Source organism: Christiangramia fulva (assembly GCF_003024155.1).
In the GTDB taxonomy this organism is placed as follows: Bacteria; Bacteroidota; Bacteroidia; order Flavobacteriales; family Flavobacteriaceae; genus Christiangramia; species Christiangramia fulva.
Map to the genome: position 1 here is coordinate 2290255 of NZ_CP028136.1, position 18097 is coordinate 2308351.

General features: G+C 39.4%; 12 protein-coding genes. All 12 read left to right on the plus strand.

The genetic code is table 11. From position 1 onward, the window contains the following. Nucleotides 1-3 precede the first annotated feature (3 nt). The 12 genes from C7S20_RS10235 to C7S20_RS10290 all read left to right on the plus strand — a co-directional run bounded on the left by C7S20_RS10235 (nucleotide 4) and on the right by C7S20_RS10290 (nucleotide 18075). Complete coding sequence (locus tag C7S20_RS10235; protein ID WP_107012387.1) at nucleotides 4-2985, plus strand: SusC/RagA family TonB-linked outer membrane protein; 2982 nt, start codon at nucleotides 4-6, stop codon at nucleotides 2983-2985. Between the two features lie 12 nt (nucleotides 2986-2997). After that, nucleotides 2998-4566, plus strand: a complete 1569-nt coding sequence (locus C7S20_RS10240) for a RagB/SusD family nutrient uptake outer membrane protein (RefSeq protein WP_107012388.1) — start codon at nucleotides 2998-3000, stop codon at nucleotides 4564-4566. 81 nt (nucleotides 4567-4647) lie between these two features. Continuing rightward, complete coding sequence (locus C7S20_RS10245; RefSeq protein WP_227008987.1) at nucleotides 4648-5952, plus strand: oligogalacturonate lyase family protein; 1305 nt, start codon at nucleotides 4648-4650, stop codon at nucleotides 5950-5952. 60 nt (nucleotides 5953-6012) lie between these two features. Beyond that, nucleotides 6013-8709, plus strand: coding sequence for an exo-rhamnogalacturonan lyase family protein (locus tag C7S20_RS10250; protein ID WP_107012390.1), 2697 nt, complete (start codon nucleotides 6013-6015; stop codon nucleotides 8707-8709). Between the two features lie 28 nt (nucleotides 8710-8737). Next, complete coding sequence (locus C7S20_RS10255; RefSeq protein WP_107014187.1) at nucleotides 8738-10039, plus strand: DUF4861 domain-containing protein; 1302 nt, start codon at nucleotides 8738-8740, stop codon at nucleotides 10037-10039. 67 nt (nucleotides 10040-10106) lie between these two features. After that, nucleotides 10107-10754 (plus strand): DUF6250 domain-containing protein, encoded by a 648-nt coding sequence (locus C7S20_RS10260; protein ID WP_159039916.1) that lies wholly within the window; start codon nucleotides 10107-10109, stop codon nucleotides 10752-10754. Between the two features lie 221 nt (nucleotides 10755-10975). Then, nucleotides 10976-12082 carry a PKD domain-containing protein gene (locus C7S20_RS10265; RefSeq protein WP_107012392.1) on the plus strand — a complete coding sequence of 369 codons (1107 nt, stop codon included), beginning with the start codon at nucleotides 10976-10978 and terminating at the stop codon, nucleotides 12080-12082. A gap of 81 nt (nucleotides 12083-12163) precedes the next feature. Then, nucleotides 12164-13501 carry a glycoside hydrolase family 88/105 protein gene (locus tag C7S20_RS10270; RefSeq protein WP_107012393.1) on the plus strand — a complete coding sequence of 446 codons (1338 nt, stop codon included), beginning with the start codon at nucleotides 12164-12166 and terminating at the stop codon, nucleotides 13499-13501. 176 nt (nucleotides 13502-13677) lie between these two features. Continuing rightward, complete coding sequence (locus tag C7S20_RS10275; RefSeq protein ID WP_107012394.1) at nucleotides 13678-15066, plus strand: TolB-like translocation protein; 1389 nt, start codon at nucleotides 13678-13680, stop codon at nucleotides 15064-15066. A 10-nt stretch (nucleotides 15067-15076) separates the two neighbouring features. After that, nucleotides 15077-15391 carry an L-rhamnose mutarotase gene (gene rhaM / locus C7S20_RS10280; protein WP_107012395.1) on the plus strand — a complete coding sequence of 105 codons (315 nt, stop codon included), beginning with the start codon at nucleotides 15077-15079 and terminating at the stop codon, nucleotides 15389-15391. Between the two features lie 11 nt (nucleotides 15392-15402). Further along, a complete protein-coding gene (locus tag C7S20_RS10285) occupies nucleotides 15403-17001 on the plus strand; it encodes a rhamnogalacturonidase (RefSeq protein WP_107012396.1) in 1599 nt (532 codons plus the stop codon). Between the two features lie 48 nt (nucleotides 17002-17049). Then, nucleotides 17050-18075, plus strand: a complete 1026-nt coding sequence (locus C7S20_RS10290; protein WP_107012397.1) for a glycoside hydrolase family protein — start codon at nucleotides 17050-17052, stop codon at nucleotides 18073-18075. Nucleotides 18076-18097: the final 22 nt, after the last annotated feature.

Consider the following 18097-nt stretch of genomic DNA (forward strand, 5'->3'; position numbering starts at 1 on the left):
ATTATGAATAAACACTATTCTCTCTTACGAACTATAGTTTGTTGTATTACTATGGTTTTCGTCTTAAGTGCTTATGCTCAAAATAGGCAAGTGACGGGTACAGTTGTTTCTTCTAATGGAGAGCCTCTACCCGGTGTTAACGTGATCCAGAAAGGGACCTCCAATGGAGTGGTAACAGATTTTGATGGAAATTACACTATTAATCTTGAGCAAAATGAACCTCAGGTATTAGTGTTTTCCTTCGTAGGTTTTCAGCCTGTAGAGGAAGAAGTGAATAACCGATCTATGATTAATGTAACCTTAGAAGACGGAGGTAAACTGGATGAGGTGGTTGTGATAGGTTATGGAACTCAAAAGAGAAGTGACGTTACCGGAGCTATATCCTCCCTCAGTTCAGAAAGAATTCAGGACGCGCCACCAGTAGCGCCAGAGCAGATATTGCAGGGAAAAGTCACAGGTGTAAATATTGTCCAAAACAGCGGTCAGCCAGGTTCAGGATCTACAGTACGCATTCGGGGTATAAGCTCAATTTCAGCAGGTAATAACCCTTTATATGTTATTGATGGAGTTCCTCTTCAATTTGGTAGCGCTAACAATACTGTACAACTTGGTCCTCAGGGTGGAACTACAGCCTTTTCAAATGAAACCTCGAATCCACTTAATATTATAAATCCGGCAGATATAGAAAGTATAGATGTGCTAAAAGATGCATCAGCCACAGCTATTTATGGTTCAAGGGGAGCTAATGGTGTGATAATAATCACCACCAAAAGTAAAGAGGGAGCAGGTGAAACTCTTACTTATGATAATTATTTTGGTATAGCTAATGTTCGAGAGACCCTGCCATTTTTATCTGCAGAGGAGTATCGTAGTTATGCCGAAAGTATAGGGGAAGCTTATCCTGATCTTGGAGCTAATACAAACTGGCAGGAAGAAATTTTTAGAACGGCTTTTACTCAAAACCATAACCTGGCATTTTCAGGAGGGTCCTCGTCTACCAAGTTCAGGGCTTCTTTTGGGTATACGGGTCAGGAAGGGATCATTCTTTCTAATCAGCTTCAAAAATATACAGGAAGATTTAATGGAAGTCATAGGGCTTTAGACGGGAAATTAAGGATTGGTGTCCATATGACGTATGCCAATCTCGAAGATGACAAAGTAGCAATCTCTTCAAGTATAAATAACGAAGGAGGCAATATTTTAAAGGATGCGTTGAGATGGGCACCAACCTTACCTGTTTACAATGAAGATGGAAGCTTTTATCAGGTAGGGGAACTTAGAATCAATCCAGTTTCCTGGGTTGAAGTAGAGGATCTTAATAAAACTGGTCAGTTTATAGGTAATACAGATTTAAAATTTGATATCCTCGAATCTCTGACATTCGGATTAAATCTTGGGTATTCCAACGAGCGGGTGGATAGATACACTTTAGCTCCGGAAACACATCCTTCGGCAGAATCTGAAGGTGGACGTGCATCAATAAGTAAGTTTAAGAACACAACCGCCCTGATAGAGACAACTCTTACTTATGAAAAACAGATTAATGAAGATAATTTTATAAACGTTTTGGCAGGATATTCTTTTCAAAGGTTTGAAAATGAAAATACCTTCACACAGGCCAATCAATTTGTCTCTACTGCTACCAAATGGAATCTTATCCAGTCTGGAAATACCCTCGCAAATACTTCTTTTAAAGAGGCAAATCGCCTCGCTTCTTATTATGGTCGTGTCAATTATAGATTAATGGATAAATATTTAGTTACTCTAACAGTAAGAAGAGATGGTTCCAGTAGGTTTGGTCCGAATAACCGATGGGGTACTTTCCCATCAGGTGCTTTTGCATACAACATTTCCAATGAAGAATTTATGAGGGATTCCAAAATTAGCAATCTTAAGTTCAGATTGGGTTATGGAATCACTGGTAATCAGGAAATTCCTAATAATCTATATAGAGAGCAACTCTCAATTAATGGGTCGAGCGTGTATGTATTTGGAGGTCAAGCGGTGCCAAGTGTACTGCCAACCAATTATGCTAATCCTGATTTACAGTGGGAGGAAACCAGCCAGTTGAATGTGGGCTTGGATTTTGGTTTCTTTAAGGAAAGACTAACAGGAACCATAGACTACTATAAGAAAAATACAGATAATTTATTGTTGAATTTCTCTACTGCGGCACCTTCAGTTGTATCTTCCCAGTGGGCAAATGTAGGGGAAGTTGAAAATAAAGGTTTCGAGTTCGGTGTAACCGGGGATATCTTTTATTCCGATGATTTTACATGGACATCTAACATAAATTTTTCCACTAATAAAAATGAAGTGATCAGCCTTTCAAACGAGAATTTTCAGAGGGATGAAATCCGAACGGTAGATGGTTCGGGTGTAGTAGGTTTCCAAACCGGAATACAGATAATCAGACCAGGATTACCAATTGGTTCTTTCTATGGGAGGAAATTTACCGGGTTAGACAGTGAAGGAATGGAAACTTACCTGGATGCCGACAATGATGGTGAAGCAGACTTGCTGGTGATTGGAAATGCAAATCCAGATTTAGTATATGGCTTCAATAATAATTTTCGTTATAAACAATTTGATGCAGCCATTAATATAAGAGGTGTTCTTGGAAATGATATTTATAACAATACAGCTGCTGAATTCTCCTATCCAGTCTCAGCTCCAGGACTCAATGTATTAGAATCTGCATTAACTAATGGTACAAGTAGAGAGGAGCAGGCCCAGTTTTCTTCCCGATGGCTGGAAGATGGCAGCTATTTGCGTCTCGATAATCTAAGTATTGGATATACCTTCAATACCACCAATGTTTCTTTTCTAAAGAATGCAAGATTATATGTGAGTGGTAAAAACCTTATTTTGCTTACTGATTATACCGGCTATGATCCTGAAGTTAATACCAGGGCAGTTGGAGTTGATTATTTGGCATATCCAAGGCCAACGAGTTACTTGATAGGAGGTAGTGTTACATTTTAAAAAGGAGAAAACATGAAAACAATTAAAATTAAATGGAGAGTAAAGTTGATCATGGTGGTGAGTATGGCCATTCTTGTTCTGGACTCTTGTTCTCTTGAAGAAGAAACCTATTCAATTTATACACCGGAAACTTTTTACTCAAATGATTTCCAGATATTGTCATCTCTTTCAGGGATATACCGAAATTTTGCGGCAATCACCGGTATGGGAGTTGAATATAGAACCCTCGAGCTTTCAGCAGATCAGGTTGTGGTACAGGCCAAAATTCAAGGTTGGTGGGGAGGAGATAATTTCTGGCAATTAATGGAGCACAATTGGAATCCCGATCATGCTTATATTACAGGAACCTGGAATACCTTCTTTGAAACCGTTGGTCAAACCAATGCTCTGCTCAGTTCCCTTGAAGGTTCTGAATTGGATGTTAGTGGGCCTATTGCCGAGCTTCGGGCCCTACGAGCATATGCATATTTCTTTTTGATGGACTTATTTGGCAACGTTCCCATTTTTACAGAGCCCAAAGTGGACCCTCTTAACTTGCCTGAACAAAATACACGAACTGAGGTCTTTAATTTTGTTACTTCTGAGCTTAAAGCTGCGGCCGAAGATCTCCCTTCAAAATCTGAAGCAGGGGCTGAGTATTACGGTAGACTGACCAAGGAAGCTGCCTGGTCTTTACTTTCAATCATTTATCTTAACGCAGAGGTTTATACTGGCACACCGATGTATGCAGAAGCTGAAGAATATGCCGATAAGGTAATTAATTCTGGTTCTTACCACCTTTTACCTGATTTCTTTGACAATTTTGTACCGGATAACCAAAATAACGCAGAATTTATATTTGGAGCGGTCTATACTCCAGAAATTGCAGGAGGAATTGGGCATCCTCTTGTCCAAAAGGTTCTTCCAGGAATATCGGGTGGATTATTTGGCTTGCCTTATACTCCTCAAAATGGATTTGCCACACGGCCATCAATTTACAATGCCTATTCAGACCAGGATGTAAGGAAAGAGGTTTTCATCGGTTATGGACCCTTAATAGACCCAAGAAACGGCGAGGTGGTAATGGTTGAGAGAATAGTCCCAGATAACAACTCCGTATTATATGTTCCAGGAGTATCTACTGAAGGTCCTGTACCTTATGAAATTATTCCTGCCACAGGAATAAGAAATCAACCTATGAATGCAGGAATCAAATGGATAAAATGGCAAATAGACCCCAATACCCAGGGAGGAAGTGCGGGTAATGATATTGCCTTTATCAGATATGCCGATATTCTTCTTATCAAGGCTGAAGCTATGGCCAGACAAGGGGATTTGGAAGGAGCTCTTGATTATGTTAATATGGTAAGAGAACGGAGCAATGCTGAGACCTGGACTTCCCTCACCCTCGACCAGATATTAGAGGAAAGAAATCGTGAATTAGCCTTTGAAATGACAAGAAGGCGAGATCTTATCAGATTTGGAAAATTTACAGATCCTTGGTTGTGGAAACCTGCTTCAGAGCCTTACAGAACCCTATATCCTATACCTCAGGCTGCAATAAACGCTAATCCTAAGTTGCAACAAAATCCGGGATACTAAAATTGGTGTGGTAAGTATAGAAAATTGGATTGGAAAGAGCTGTCTATAGCAACAGCTCTTTCTTTTTTAAAAAGCATAATAATGAAAAATAGAAATAAAATTCTGATGAAAAGAAAAGCTAATCCTTTTATTTCCCTATCACTTGCCTTTTGTTTATTAATGTTTTGCAACGTGCGATTTTCTTCAGCTCAAATAATTGAAGGGAAAGATTATTCTTCAAGGGCCGATGTTGACCATACCTTTGATATGGCTGGAGAGGATATTTTCGGCCAAAGGTTTCCTTCAGAAAATTTTACCTACCCTGATGAAGTAACAGGAGTGAAAATTAATGCCCTTACTACTTCCAGACATAGTAGCTCAAAGATGTACCAGACTCATCCACAGTGGACTTCAGATGGAGAATATATTGTGTTTTCTTCCAATCGCACGGCCAGAGATGGAAAAGGACGCCAATATTATGCGGTTTCCATGGATAATTTTGAAATTGTTCAGATTACCACAGGAGACGATGGCAGCAATTTTCATCTGGGATGGAGTAGCGGGAATGCATACTTTGTAAGGAATAATAATATTATTGAGCTCGATCTGCACCGGTTATTAGGCGATAGCGAAGTCAATTCTGTAGGCAAACCTGAAGATTATGAAAAGCTACTTGCAAAAGTGCCGGATAGTATTAAGCCTTCGGGAATTGGACTGGATGCAAAAGAAAACAGGGTTTTTTACTCTACCCGGATTGATGAGAACACTTCCGCTATTTACAGCACTGATCTTAAATCTGGTGAAACTAAAAAATTAAAAGAAGTTCCATTTCGTATCGGTCACCTTCAGGCCAATCCCTATGTAACTGGTGAGGTGATGTACTGTTGGGAAACTGGCGGCGATTCTCCTCAGAGAATATGGTATCTTTCTATAGGAGATAATGGTGCTGTTACCAATAAGCCTCTTTTTGAAGAATCTGATTCAGATTGGGTGACCCACGAGGTATTTATGGGCCCTGATCATATCTTATTTAATGTAATGGGACACCTTGATAGATTAAAGAAGAACAAAACCGGAATATTCTCTCTTAATCTTCGTACTAATGAATTGAAATACCATGGGCAAACAAATGGAGGTGGTTATTGGCATTCCAATGCCACGAAAGATGGTAAATGGATTGCTGGGGACACTTTTGATGGAAAATTGTATAGGATTAATGCTAATGATAGCACCGATGTTAAACTGCTTACTCAGGGCCACAGGGGTCTAAGTAAAAGTCCTTTTACTAAGGAGGCACATATGCACCAATCTGTTAGCCCGAATGGAAAATGGGTGTTGATAAATTCAAGCTACTTTACAGATAATGATATTATGCTTGTGCCCTTGCATCCTGAAATTTCAAGATAGCGATGAGTTTTCTGCAAAATTCCTGGTTTTACTAGGAAAACAAATATAAATTCCTAAAATATGAAGTCTTTTTCAAATCTTCTAGCCGCTAGTATCTTCTTTATTCTTCTATTACCAAGCATTAAAGTTTTTGCTCAGGAACCCACTTCAGTTGATTTGAATTGGTTGGGTAAGGAACCTCCTGGGATCAGGACGGGAGTAAGTTGGGGGATACCATTTGAAAGGGGAAAAGTAACTCAGGAAAATGCTTTCAGTTTAAACGATAAACAAGGGAAGGAGCTTCCGCTTCAATCCTGGAAATTAGCTTACTGGCCCGATGGATCTCTTAAATGGGTAGGCTTTGCATCTGTGCTACATACTAATAATGAATCTCTTAGTCTAAAGGTTGTAAAGAAAGGCAAACAAGCAAGGAAAAACATGTTGAAATTAACCGAAAATGAATATAGCATAAAGGTTAATACGGGTCTTGCAGAATTCGTTATTCCCAGGGAAGGAGATAAGATAATCAACTCCATTTCAATAAAGGATAAAGTTGTGAGTTCAGGAGGAAGTTTAATTTGCTTAAAACAAGAAGGTCCTGAAGTGGAAGTAGGTACTCCTCCCGAGATCAAGAAATATATTGGTAATACTTCCAGCGTAACAATTGAACAAAATGGTCCTGTTCGTGCTGTTTTGAAACTTGAAGGAGAGCATAGGAGCGAGAACGGAGAAAGTTGGCTCCCCTTTATTGTGAGGCTTTATTTTTATGCAGGTATGAAATCTGTAAAAATGGTTCATACCATTGTTTATGACGGCGACCAGTATAAGGATTTTATTCGTGGCCTCGGTGTAAACTTTGAGATTCCTATGGATGAGGAAGTACATAACCGTCATGTACGTTTTTCAGGTGAAAATAATGGATTCTGGGATGAGCCGGTTCAGCCAGCTAACGGCAGAATAAAATTATATAAAGACAGCGTTAATTTGTATGAAAAGCAACTTAAGGGAGAGCGGTTACCGAATAAGAATGAATTTTCCGAAAAAAAGCAATTCTTATTAGATCATTGGGCATCCTGGAATGACTTCAAACTCGTACAGAATAACGCTGAAGGTTTTGTTATCAAAAAAAGAACAAACGACAAAAGTTCCTGGATAGATGCCGGTGCCGGAGGAAGATCCCGGGGACTGGTTTTTGCAGGAGACGTTTCAGGAGGTCTTGCCATAACTATAAAGAACTTTTGGGAATCCTATCCCAGTGCTTTGGAAGTTAGGAATGCTAAATCAGATAAAGCTGAAATCAGGGCCTGGTTATGGTCACCTGAGGGTCCGGCAATGGATCTTCGGCCTTACGATACTTTAGCCTGGGGACATTCTCTGGAGGCAAGTTATGAGGATGCCCAGCCAGGGCATAGTACTCCCGAAGGTATAGCCAGAACAAGTGAACTTCTTCTATTTGCCACTTCTAATGTGCCTTCATTGGATACTCTAAATGCAATAGCCGAAATTGGAAATAATCCGCCACTCTTAGGTGCAAGTCCTGAATATATTCATGAGATCCCTGTGTTTGGTGCCTGGAGTTTGCCGGATAGGTCTACAAACGGAAAGAGATGGCTGGAAGACCAACTTCAAAAATCTTTTGAATTTTATCAGGCGCAGGTGGAACAGCGTAATTGGTATGGATTCTGGGATTATGGTGATGTGATGCATGGTTATGATGCCGATCGCCATGAGTGGAAATATGATATGGGAGGCTATGCATGGGATAATACTGAGCTGATGCCAAATATGTGGTTATGGTATCAATATTTAAGGACCGGGAAAGAAGATGTTTTTCGCATGGCTGAAGCACTAACAAGGCATACTGGCGAAGTTGATGTTTACCACGCTGGTCCTTTTAAAGGTTTTGGTTCGCGTCATAATGTTTTGCATTGGGGAGGAGGGGCTAAGGAAGTACGCATTGCTCAGGCGGCATTGCAAAGATTCTATTATTATCTCACTACCGATGAGCGCACCGGCGATTTAATGCGTGCCTCTGCCGAGGCTTCTAACTCGGCTATTGGAAAATTAGATCCTGTTCGTTTAATAATGAAAAAAAGCAAGTACCCTACCCATGCTCGGGTTGGGCCGGATTGGCTCGCTCTTGTGGGAAATTGGATGACAGAGTGGGAACGAACAGGAGACGACAGGTATAAAGCAAAAATTTTAACTGGAGTGAATAATTTGGCAGAAATGCCATACGGAATGTTCTCTGCAAAAGATGCAGCTTTTGGATACGATCCGGAAACCAATGAACTTTACCGGCTTGGAGAAGATGATATAGGTTACCTGCATTTGTCAGTTCTTATGGGAGGGCCGGAAGTTTCTTTTGAACTTATACCCTTACTGGCTAGCAACAAATGGGAAAAACTGTGGATGCAGTTCTGCAAGATTTATGGGGCACCTGTCGAAGAGATTAATGAAGAGTTTGGAAGAGAGGTAAAACTTGGAGATGCAGGTCCCTGGTATTCTAGGCTAGCCGCTTATTATTATAGTAAAACCGGAGACGAAAAATATGCTAAAAGAGCCTGGGAAACCTTTTTAGATGATAATCCGTGGGGAGGTTATACTACTTTTGATACTACTACCTTTAATGAACCTGAAAGTCTCGGGCCAATAGATGAAGTGCCGGGAGTTTCTACAAACAATACGGCACAGTGGTCTTTAAATGCTATAGAACTTCTGGAATTGGCTGGATATAAAATTCCTGAAGATCATCCACGTTTTAACCATGATAAATAATTTTCTTAACATTTCAAATGCAACAAATATGAAAAAGCCAGTTATTGTAGTATTGCTTTCAATTTCCCTTTTTGCTGTGCAATGTAAAAATCAAGAGGGAAAAAATGAAATAGTGCCTTCTAAAGAAATAGTTTTAAAAAATGTTTCTACCGACTCCCTTTTGGATAAGCCAGTAATTATTAAAAGATCAAACCTTAAATTTAAAGATTCTACTAAATATCCGGTGTTAACTTCAGGGAATACAATTTATCCTCTTCAGGTTTCAGATATAGATCAGGATGGTGTTTGGGATGAAATATTCCTTGTGGCCAATTTCGCACCGAATGAAACAAAACATTTGGAATTGAAATGGACTGAAGCAAGTAAGCTTCCAGAATATACCAAAAGAACAAGTGCACGTTTTGGAAAAAGAGAAACTGAAGACGAACCCGTAGAACCAGCAACAGGAGAAACCCTTACCAAAAATGATATGCCCGCTAAACAAGGATTTCAAAAATACCAGACCGATGGTCCAAGTTGGGAGAATGATAAAGTAGGATTTCGAGAATACCTTGACGGGCGATATTCTAAAGATGTCTTTGGAAAGAGAATTCCGGATATATCACCTGAGAATGTGGGAATAAATAAAGACACCGCTGTGGAAGATAACTACCATGTCATGGAAGATTGGGGAAGGGATATACTTGCCGTTGGAAATTCCGTTGGTTTAGGCGGCTTTGGATTAATTGTTAATGAAACAGTGCATAGGCTGGGAGCTTTGGTGACAGATACTGTGAGCAATGTGGAACTTACCAGGTTTAAAATTCAGGAAGAAGGACCTGTAAAGTCTGTGTTAACCTTCAATTATCAGGATTGGTGCGTAGGGGGAAATATGTATGATGTAGAAGAAACCACCACTATTTGGCCTGGTATATATGGATTTAAAAATACTGTGAAAATATCAGGCCTTCAGGGTAATGAACAATTGGCAGTAGGTCTTGTAAATATCAATAATCAAAATCCGCTGCAGGAGATTAAGGTTAATGATGACTGGGTAGTACTAATTACACATGATCATCAAACCTACGAGCGGGAATGGATTCTTGGTCTGGCACTAATTCTTCCACGCGATGCATATTTAGGGTATATGGAAGCACCAAAAACCGGAAAATTAACTGATTCTTTTCTTGCAAAATTGAATATCCAGAACAGCAAACCTATCAGCTATTATGCTATGGCGGGTTGGGAGTTAAGCCAGGAAGAAAGATTTGCCGATCCTGAATTTTTTAAGCAGTACGTAATCGATACTGCAGAACAATTATCTGCGGAAGTAGAAGTAGAAATAAATTAAGATGGATAAAATTTCCAAATGTTTTCTCCTTCTGTTTGCGCTGCTTTTAAGTTGCAGATCACCGGAAATGATTATTCTTGGAAATTTGGAAATTGAAAAACAGGAACTTTTGTACGAAGATTCGTTTGAAGATGATCTGCATCAATGGGTGGTAGAAAAAGAACCGGCAGAAATTTCAGAAGTTTATGTGGAAGGTGGTAAAATGGTTATTGATGTTGGTGGGGGAGCTACCGTTTGGTTTAAAAAAATGATTGACAAGGAAAATGTACTTATACAGTATAATAGGACAGTGATCATAAAAAATGGAAAAAATGACCGTCTGTCTGATCTTAATCAATTTTGGATGGCCCGGGATCCTGAGAATTCGAATCTTTTCACGCGCTCTGGCTCTTTTCGAGAATACGATTCTGTTCGAATGTATTATGCAGGGATAGGAGGAAACAGGAATACAACCACCAGGTTTAGAAAATACCCTGGAAACGGAATGCGTAGGCTGCTTTACGACTTTAGGGGGGAGAAATATCTTCTTAAGGCCAATAAAGATTATTTCATCCAGATTTTAAATTTAAATGGTACTACAAAAGTTTTTGTGGAAGGCAGGGAATATTTCTCGTATGATGATAAAGATCCTTTAACTGCAGGATATTTCGGTTTTAGAACTGTTCAATCCCACCAGAAAATAGACAATTTCAAAGTTTTCTCTATTCAGGATTAGAGTGATAGTGTATCTGGATACAGGGCCAAATACTAATCCGGGATATTTTTTGGTAATGGAGAAAATATAATATTAAAAAATTCTGAAGTAAATTGGAGAAGATGTGCCTGATGACTTTACCAATGCATTTATGGCTGAAAAATGTTGAAAATGTTCAGTTAATTAATTTTGAAGGAGGAACAGGTCATCCCCAATAATTTGAAGCAATACAAATTGAAAAAATGAATAGTATCTTCATCGTCCCAAAAGGACTTACCATAGTGAGCAAAAAAATAATATTTCTCGTTCTTATTAGTTTTACCAGTATCAGCTGGTCTCAGGATAATAGAAGTTATAAAATTTTTCAATTTCCTGCCAATAAAATCCCCGTGATTAATGGAGATCCAAGCGATTGGGAAATAGTACCAGAAGAATATGTCGTGGATATAAATGAGCTTCGGGAAGACAGTGGAAAATACACTGAAGTAGATTCTTTAAATCTTGCCGTGCAGGTAAAAGTGGGCTGGATAAAAGGAATGAATAAAATTTATTTTCTTTATGAAGCTTATGATGATTATTGGGATTTTTCATTACCCGGACTTCATAATGATACTTTTGAATTAATTGTTGATGGAGACCAGTCGGGCGGACCTTTTATAGATCGTTTTCATCCTAATAAAGCTATGGATAGCCTTGATGCCTTCTTTTCTTTTCACGGCGTTCATGCCCAGAATTACCATATTTTTACTCCCGCAAAAGGAAAGGATTGGACAATGGTATGGGGGAGCCAGCCGTGGATCAAGAATCTTCCTTATGCCAACGCGGCTTATTCCTATAACTTTGAGCCTGGAAGTAGTGGTAAGCTTGTTCTGGAGTTTTGGATTACTCCTTTTGATTATGCGGGGAATGATCCTTCGAGGGCCGTAAAATCTATTCTGAAGGAAAATAGAAATATAGGCTTATCCTGGGCGGTGATAGACTATGATGAGGTTAATCAGAAACCTAATAACGGTTTCTGGAATCTCTCCAAAGAACATACCATGTATGGTAACGCTTCGTATGCCCTCCCGTTTAAACTTATGCCACTGGAAAAGGAATTCCGTGAAAAGTTTAAAGCCGACTGGTCTTATAAGATCATCGATATGGATCGTCGTCAGGTTGCATTTATTGATGAGTCCATAGGAGAAGTGACTTCCCGGTTGTGGAGTTTTGGAGATGGCCAAACTTCGATAGAAAAGAATCCTGTACATTATTATTCGAAGGGAGGAAAATATGTAGTGGTTCTCACAATAAAAGGACCTGCCGGCGAATCCAGAAAATCAAAAGTCTGGGACGTGGTTGTTAAATAGAAAGGAACAGGACAGGACGGGATAGATTTAAGGTCGTTCCTAATTAAATTCGAGACGTTCACAATAACATAAACATTCCCTATGTGCTCTAAGCAATCTCTATTAATTCTCTCCAGTATATTCTTACTAATTTCAAGTAAAAATTTCGCTCAGATTAACGATGCAACTACTCCCCTTCATCTTCTTAAACCGAATTATCCTGTACCATATAAAGCTCCCGAAATAGCTGAAGTTAAGGCAGTTTTGGATAGGGTTTATCAATTTTTAGATAAAAGCACCCCTGCAGGAATAATTAATACAAAAGACAGTTCTGCAGTCAAAAACTTCAATAATCTGGATGGGAGTATAGCGTTTGCCCCTGCTTCTTTTCGTTTAACCAGTTACGAATGGGGTGTGACTTATGCCGGAATGTTATTGGCAACGGAGGCAACGGGGGAAAAATATTTTGAAGAATACACAGATTCAAGGATAAAACTTATTGCAAATATAGCAACACAGCATAGGGGGAAATCCTTTGAAAATTCCCCGGTACAATCGGTCCTACATCCGCGGGCGCTTGATGATGCCGGCGCCATTTGCGCGGCAATGATAAAGGCGGAGCGTAAAGGCTTGGATGCAGAGCTACGCCCAGTTATAGAAAACTTTATTGATTATATCAGCAATAATCAGTATAGGTTAAACGATGGCACACTTGCCCGTAACAGGCCTCAGGATAACACACTTTGGCTGGACGATTTATTTATGTCTGTTCCGGCACTTGCTCAAATGGGAGAATTGACAGGGAAAACAAAGTATTTTGATGATGCCGTGAAGCAGGTAAAACAATTTTCAGCAAGAATGTTTAATGAAGATAAAGGTTTATTTATGCATGGTTGGGTTCAGGCAATGGAAGACAAACCTCAATACCATTGGGCAAGGGCAAATGGATGGGCTTTGATGGCAATGGTAGAATTGCTGGAGGTATTACCCAAAGATCATCCTGGTTATGAGGATGTTTTAAAACAGTTGCAGGCTCACATTCGGGGGTTGTCAAAATACCAGGATGGTACAGGTTTTTGGCATCAGTTAATCGATAGGAATGATACCTATCTTGAAACCTCGGCTACAGCTATATTTACTTATGCAATCACTAGGGCTATTAATAGAGGATATATTGATAAAATGGCATATGCTCCAATGGCTATGTTAGCGTGGAATGCAGTTTCAACAAAGGTCGATGATGAAGGTCAGGTGGAAGGAACTTGCGTTGGTACAGGAATGGGATTTGATCCAGCTTTTTATTATTACAGACCCATCAATAAATATGCTGCTCATGGATACGGTCCAGTACTGCTTGCTGGAGGAGAAATGATTATGTTGCTAAAAAATAATTCGTTTGAAATAAATGACAGTTCACTTCAATTAAAAGTTCAGGATTGATCAATGAAGAGTTTTTTTAAATTATTCGTTTTGTTCTGCTTTTTTTTTATTTCTACAGGTTATGGGCTCAGCTCGTTATGAATCCACTTGAACTCAAAGGTGAATTAGGAGTTTCAATAGAAAATATTTTCAGGCTATTTATAGAAAAATTTAATAAGTTTTAATTTTTGTAACAAATGAAATTTAAAAAAAATTTCAGTTCTTTACTTTTAATAGCTCTTTCTTCCCTTTCTGTAAATGCTCAAATAGGAAAAAGATTCCCTTCAGAAAAAAAAGTAGTTAAAGATCCCGTCACCGGAATTGATCTTGTTTTTTTAACAAGCTCGGCCCACGGTGATTCCAAAATTTATCAAACCCATCCACAATGGACTGCTGATGGGAATTGGGTGATTTTCCGTTCAAATATGGTAAGAGGCGAAGCGATGGCCGTAAATGAAAATACCGGGGTTATTATTCAGGTAACCGAGGGTGGTTATAATGGAATGCTTGACATTGCTCAACGTTCCATGAAACTGTATTACATGCGAAGAAAGGCGTCGGGAGATAATGCAAAAGTGAGAAATCTTACCATGGAAATTATAGAGACCAATCTTGAGAAACTTTTTGCTGATAGTGAAGCAGGAACACTGAAGCCGGCAAGCGCTTATCAGCGGATTTGCGGGGAAATTCCTGCAGAAGTGGGTGCCAGCGGAGATATGGCCTTAGATGCTAATGAAGATAAAGTCTACTTTAGAGTAGGCAAGAAACAGGCGGCTAAATACATCGATCCCAGGGTTAAGGTAGAAGAAAATTTCGGCCCACGAAATATGGGTGTAGGACCCGGCGGAATTGCTATGATGGATATAAAAACGGGAGAAATAAAACATGTAGTCTCAGTACCTTTTCAGGTTGGGCATATTCAAACCAATCTCTGGAAACCCGGAGAAATAATATTTTCCTGGGAAACAGGAGGAAAATCTCCACAAAGAACCTGGTTTGTGAATGCTGATGGCAGTGGGTTACGACCTTTATATCCTGAGGCTGATTATGAATGGGTTACACATGAGGCCGTAATTTCAAAAGATGAGGTAGCTATTGCGATAATGGGACATCGTAAAGTTGATATAGAAGAAGAAGCTCCTGTGGAAGTTACTAATAGTCGAGGCATAAGAAACCCTGAAAATCCCGGGCAGGAAAGCAATTGGGGACCTTCAGGAACCCGGGAAAAACCTACAGGCCTGGCTATTGTAAATTTAAGAACCCGGGAAATGATTATTGCCGGACAGACGAAAAGTGGTAGCGGTCTTTGGCATGTACATGGCTCCCCGGATGGAAGGTGGGCGGTAGGAGATGATTTTTCAAGAAGTCTTTATCTTATTGATCGAAATAATAGGGAGATGAAAATGGTTACCACCGGGCATAAACCTACGGCGGCAGACCATCTACACCCCACCTTTAAGCCCAATGGAAAAGAAATTTTAATTCAGTCTGCTATGCTATCTAAAGATGATCGTACCATGAACCTTTGCATTGTACCTGTTCCAAAATCCTGGTTGGATCGCGAATATGATCCTGATAAATTTTAAAATATAAAAAATGAAAATTAAAGCTTTTAAAATGAAATTGTTGCCGGGATATGAAGAAGAATATAAAAAGCGACATGATGAAATATGGCCTGAGCTGAGTCAGCTATTATCTGAAAATGGCATTTTTGATTATAGTATTTTTCTTGATCCGGAAACCAATATTCTCTTTGCTGTACAGAAAGTAAAAAAGAATGCAGACACCAGTAAGTTACAAGAAGAACCTATCTTAAGAAAATGGTGGGATTATATGGCCGATATTATGGAAACTAATCTCGATAACTCTCCAGTTGAAAAATCATTACGAATAGTTTTTCATATGGGATAGCTTTATAAATTATGAAAAGAGTAAACAAATTTAAAAAATCTGCATTTTCAATAATCAGTATATTTTTAATTGTGATTTCGGGTTTTGCAAATTCCCCGTCATATTATAATATACGAGATTTTGGTGCCACAGGAAACGGGAAAGTTCTCGATACAAACGCGATTAATAATGCTATAGAAGCAGCTGCAGAAGCAGGTGGTGGAACTATATTTTTCCCTGCTGGTACGTATCTTTCTTATTCTATCCGTTTACAAAGTAATATTCATTTGTATCTGTCTGCAGGGGCTATTTTAAAAGCTGCGGGTAAAAATGATGGTGGGAGATATGATCCTCCTGGAGAGGGGGCCGGGAATAATTACCAGGATTTTGGCCACAGCTACTGGAAAAATAGCCTTATTTGGGGTATAGGGCTTAATAATATATCAATATCAGGAACCGGTATCATTCTGGGAGAAAATCTAAGTCGCGGTTTTTATGCATATCAAAAATGGGACGAAAAAGGGATTCCTGCCGGTCACCTTATGTGGGAAGGTGGAGGGAATAAAACCATTGCTTTAAAGCTGTGTACAAACGTTGTCTTTAAAGATTTTACCGTTATTAAAGGCGGGCATTTTGGAATTCTCGCTACAGGAGTGGATAATTTCACGATAGATAATCTTAAGATTGATACCAACCGGGATGGGATAGATATTGATGCCTGCAGGAATGTAAGGATATCCAATTGTACCGTTAATTCGCCGAATGATGATGCTATTGTGCTGAAAAGTTCCTTCGCCCTGGGATTTCCCCAGGCAACTGAAAATGTAACCATTACTAACTGTCAGGTTTCGGGCTACGATGTAGGTACTCTTATAGATGGGACATTTCAAACCAAGGAAGGGCATCTGGTACCAGATCAGGAAGGGCCAACCGGGAGGATTAAATTCGGCACCGAATCTAATGGGGGTTTTAAAAATATCAGTATTAGCAATTGTGTTTTTGAACATTCCCGTGGTCTTGCTTTGGAAACTGTGGATGGGGGGCTCCTGGAAGATGTAACCATTAGCAATATCACCATGCGTGATCTTACCAACTCTCCCTTTTTTCTGAGACTAGCGGGCAGAATGCGTGGTCCGGAGAATACTCCTATTGGGAAATTAAGAAGAATTAATATCAGTAATATTAATATTTACAATGCCGATTCACATTTTTCCAGCATTGTTAGCGGAATACCCGGTCATTATATTGAAGATGTACGCTTTAGTAATATCAATATCTGGTACAGGCCTCTGGATTCTGCCAAAACCCAGATCCAGGAACTTGTACCGGAACATATTAAAACTTATCCAGAGCCTGCTAAAATGGGCATAATGCCAGCTTATGGTTTTTTTGTGAGGCATGCGAAGAATATTGAAATACATGACATAAATATTTATCACTTAGGTGATGAGATTAGGCCGGCCCTTATTTTAGATGATGTTAAAAATGTGGAGTTGTTTAATGTGGATGCACAAAAAGTTGAAAATGCCCCGGTGCTAAAGATAAAAGATTCCGGAGAGATTGAAATCGAGGATTGTGATGCTTTAAAGGATAGAAAGATCAAAGAGATTGAAACGCAGGATTATGGGTAAAATAAAAGCACAAATTCTTTTAATTACTTTAAATAATAATCATTTACCATGAGATACCATCAAAAAATTGTGCTACTAATAATCTGTTTGATTTTACTCTCTTGCGGTTCAGGAAGATCAGAAGCAGATCAGGTTTTGAACGTAGCTGAAAAACCACTATACCGGGATCCAATTTTTGATGGTGCTGCAGACCCTGTGGTGATCTGGAACCCAGCCGAAAAAAAGCATTTTATGTTCTATACCAATCGCCGTGCAAGGGCAGATACATTGCCGGGGGTAAGTTGGGTACATGGAACTAAAATAGGAATTGCAGAATCTCAGGATGGTGGAGCCAGCTGGGAGTATAAAGGAACCGCAAATATCAACTATCCTCTCCTGGAGGATTCTGAAGCTACCTACTGGGCACCAGATGTAATAGAACACAAAGGGACTTATCATATGTATCTTACCATCGTACCAGGGATTTTTGAAGACTGGTATCATCCACGCAGTATAGCTCATTTCACAAGTGATGATCTTATTAACTGGGAATACGAATCCAGCCTTGAACTGTCCTCAGAAAGAGTTATTGATGCTAGCGTTTTCAAATTGCCAGATGGCAGCTGGCGAATGTACTACAACAATGAGAATGATGGGAAATCTATCTACTATGCAGATAGTGAGGATTTGTACCATTGGAAGGATAGCGGGAAAAAAGTAGTTGGTGACAGGGGAGAAGGTGCTAAGATATTTACCTGGAAAGGAAAGAATTGGATGATCCTGGATAGTTGGGATGGTTTAAGTGTCTATTTTTCAGAGGATTTTGAAAATTGGAAAAGGCAAGAGAATAATATTTTGAAAAAACCCGGCACTGGAAAAGATGATAAGGTAAAAGGTGGTCACCCGGATGTCGTGGTACAAGGAGACCGGGCATTTATTTTCTACTTCACCCATCCTGGAAGGACACCGGAAAATCAAGGCAAAGATAACTATGAAACCAGGAGAAGCTCCATTCAGGTAGCAGAACTCCATTTTGAAGAAGGAGAAATTACAGTGGACCGAAATAAAGAAGTAAGACTGAATTTGAAGCCATAAAAGTCCATTTTTTAAATAAGAA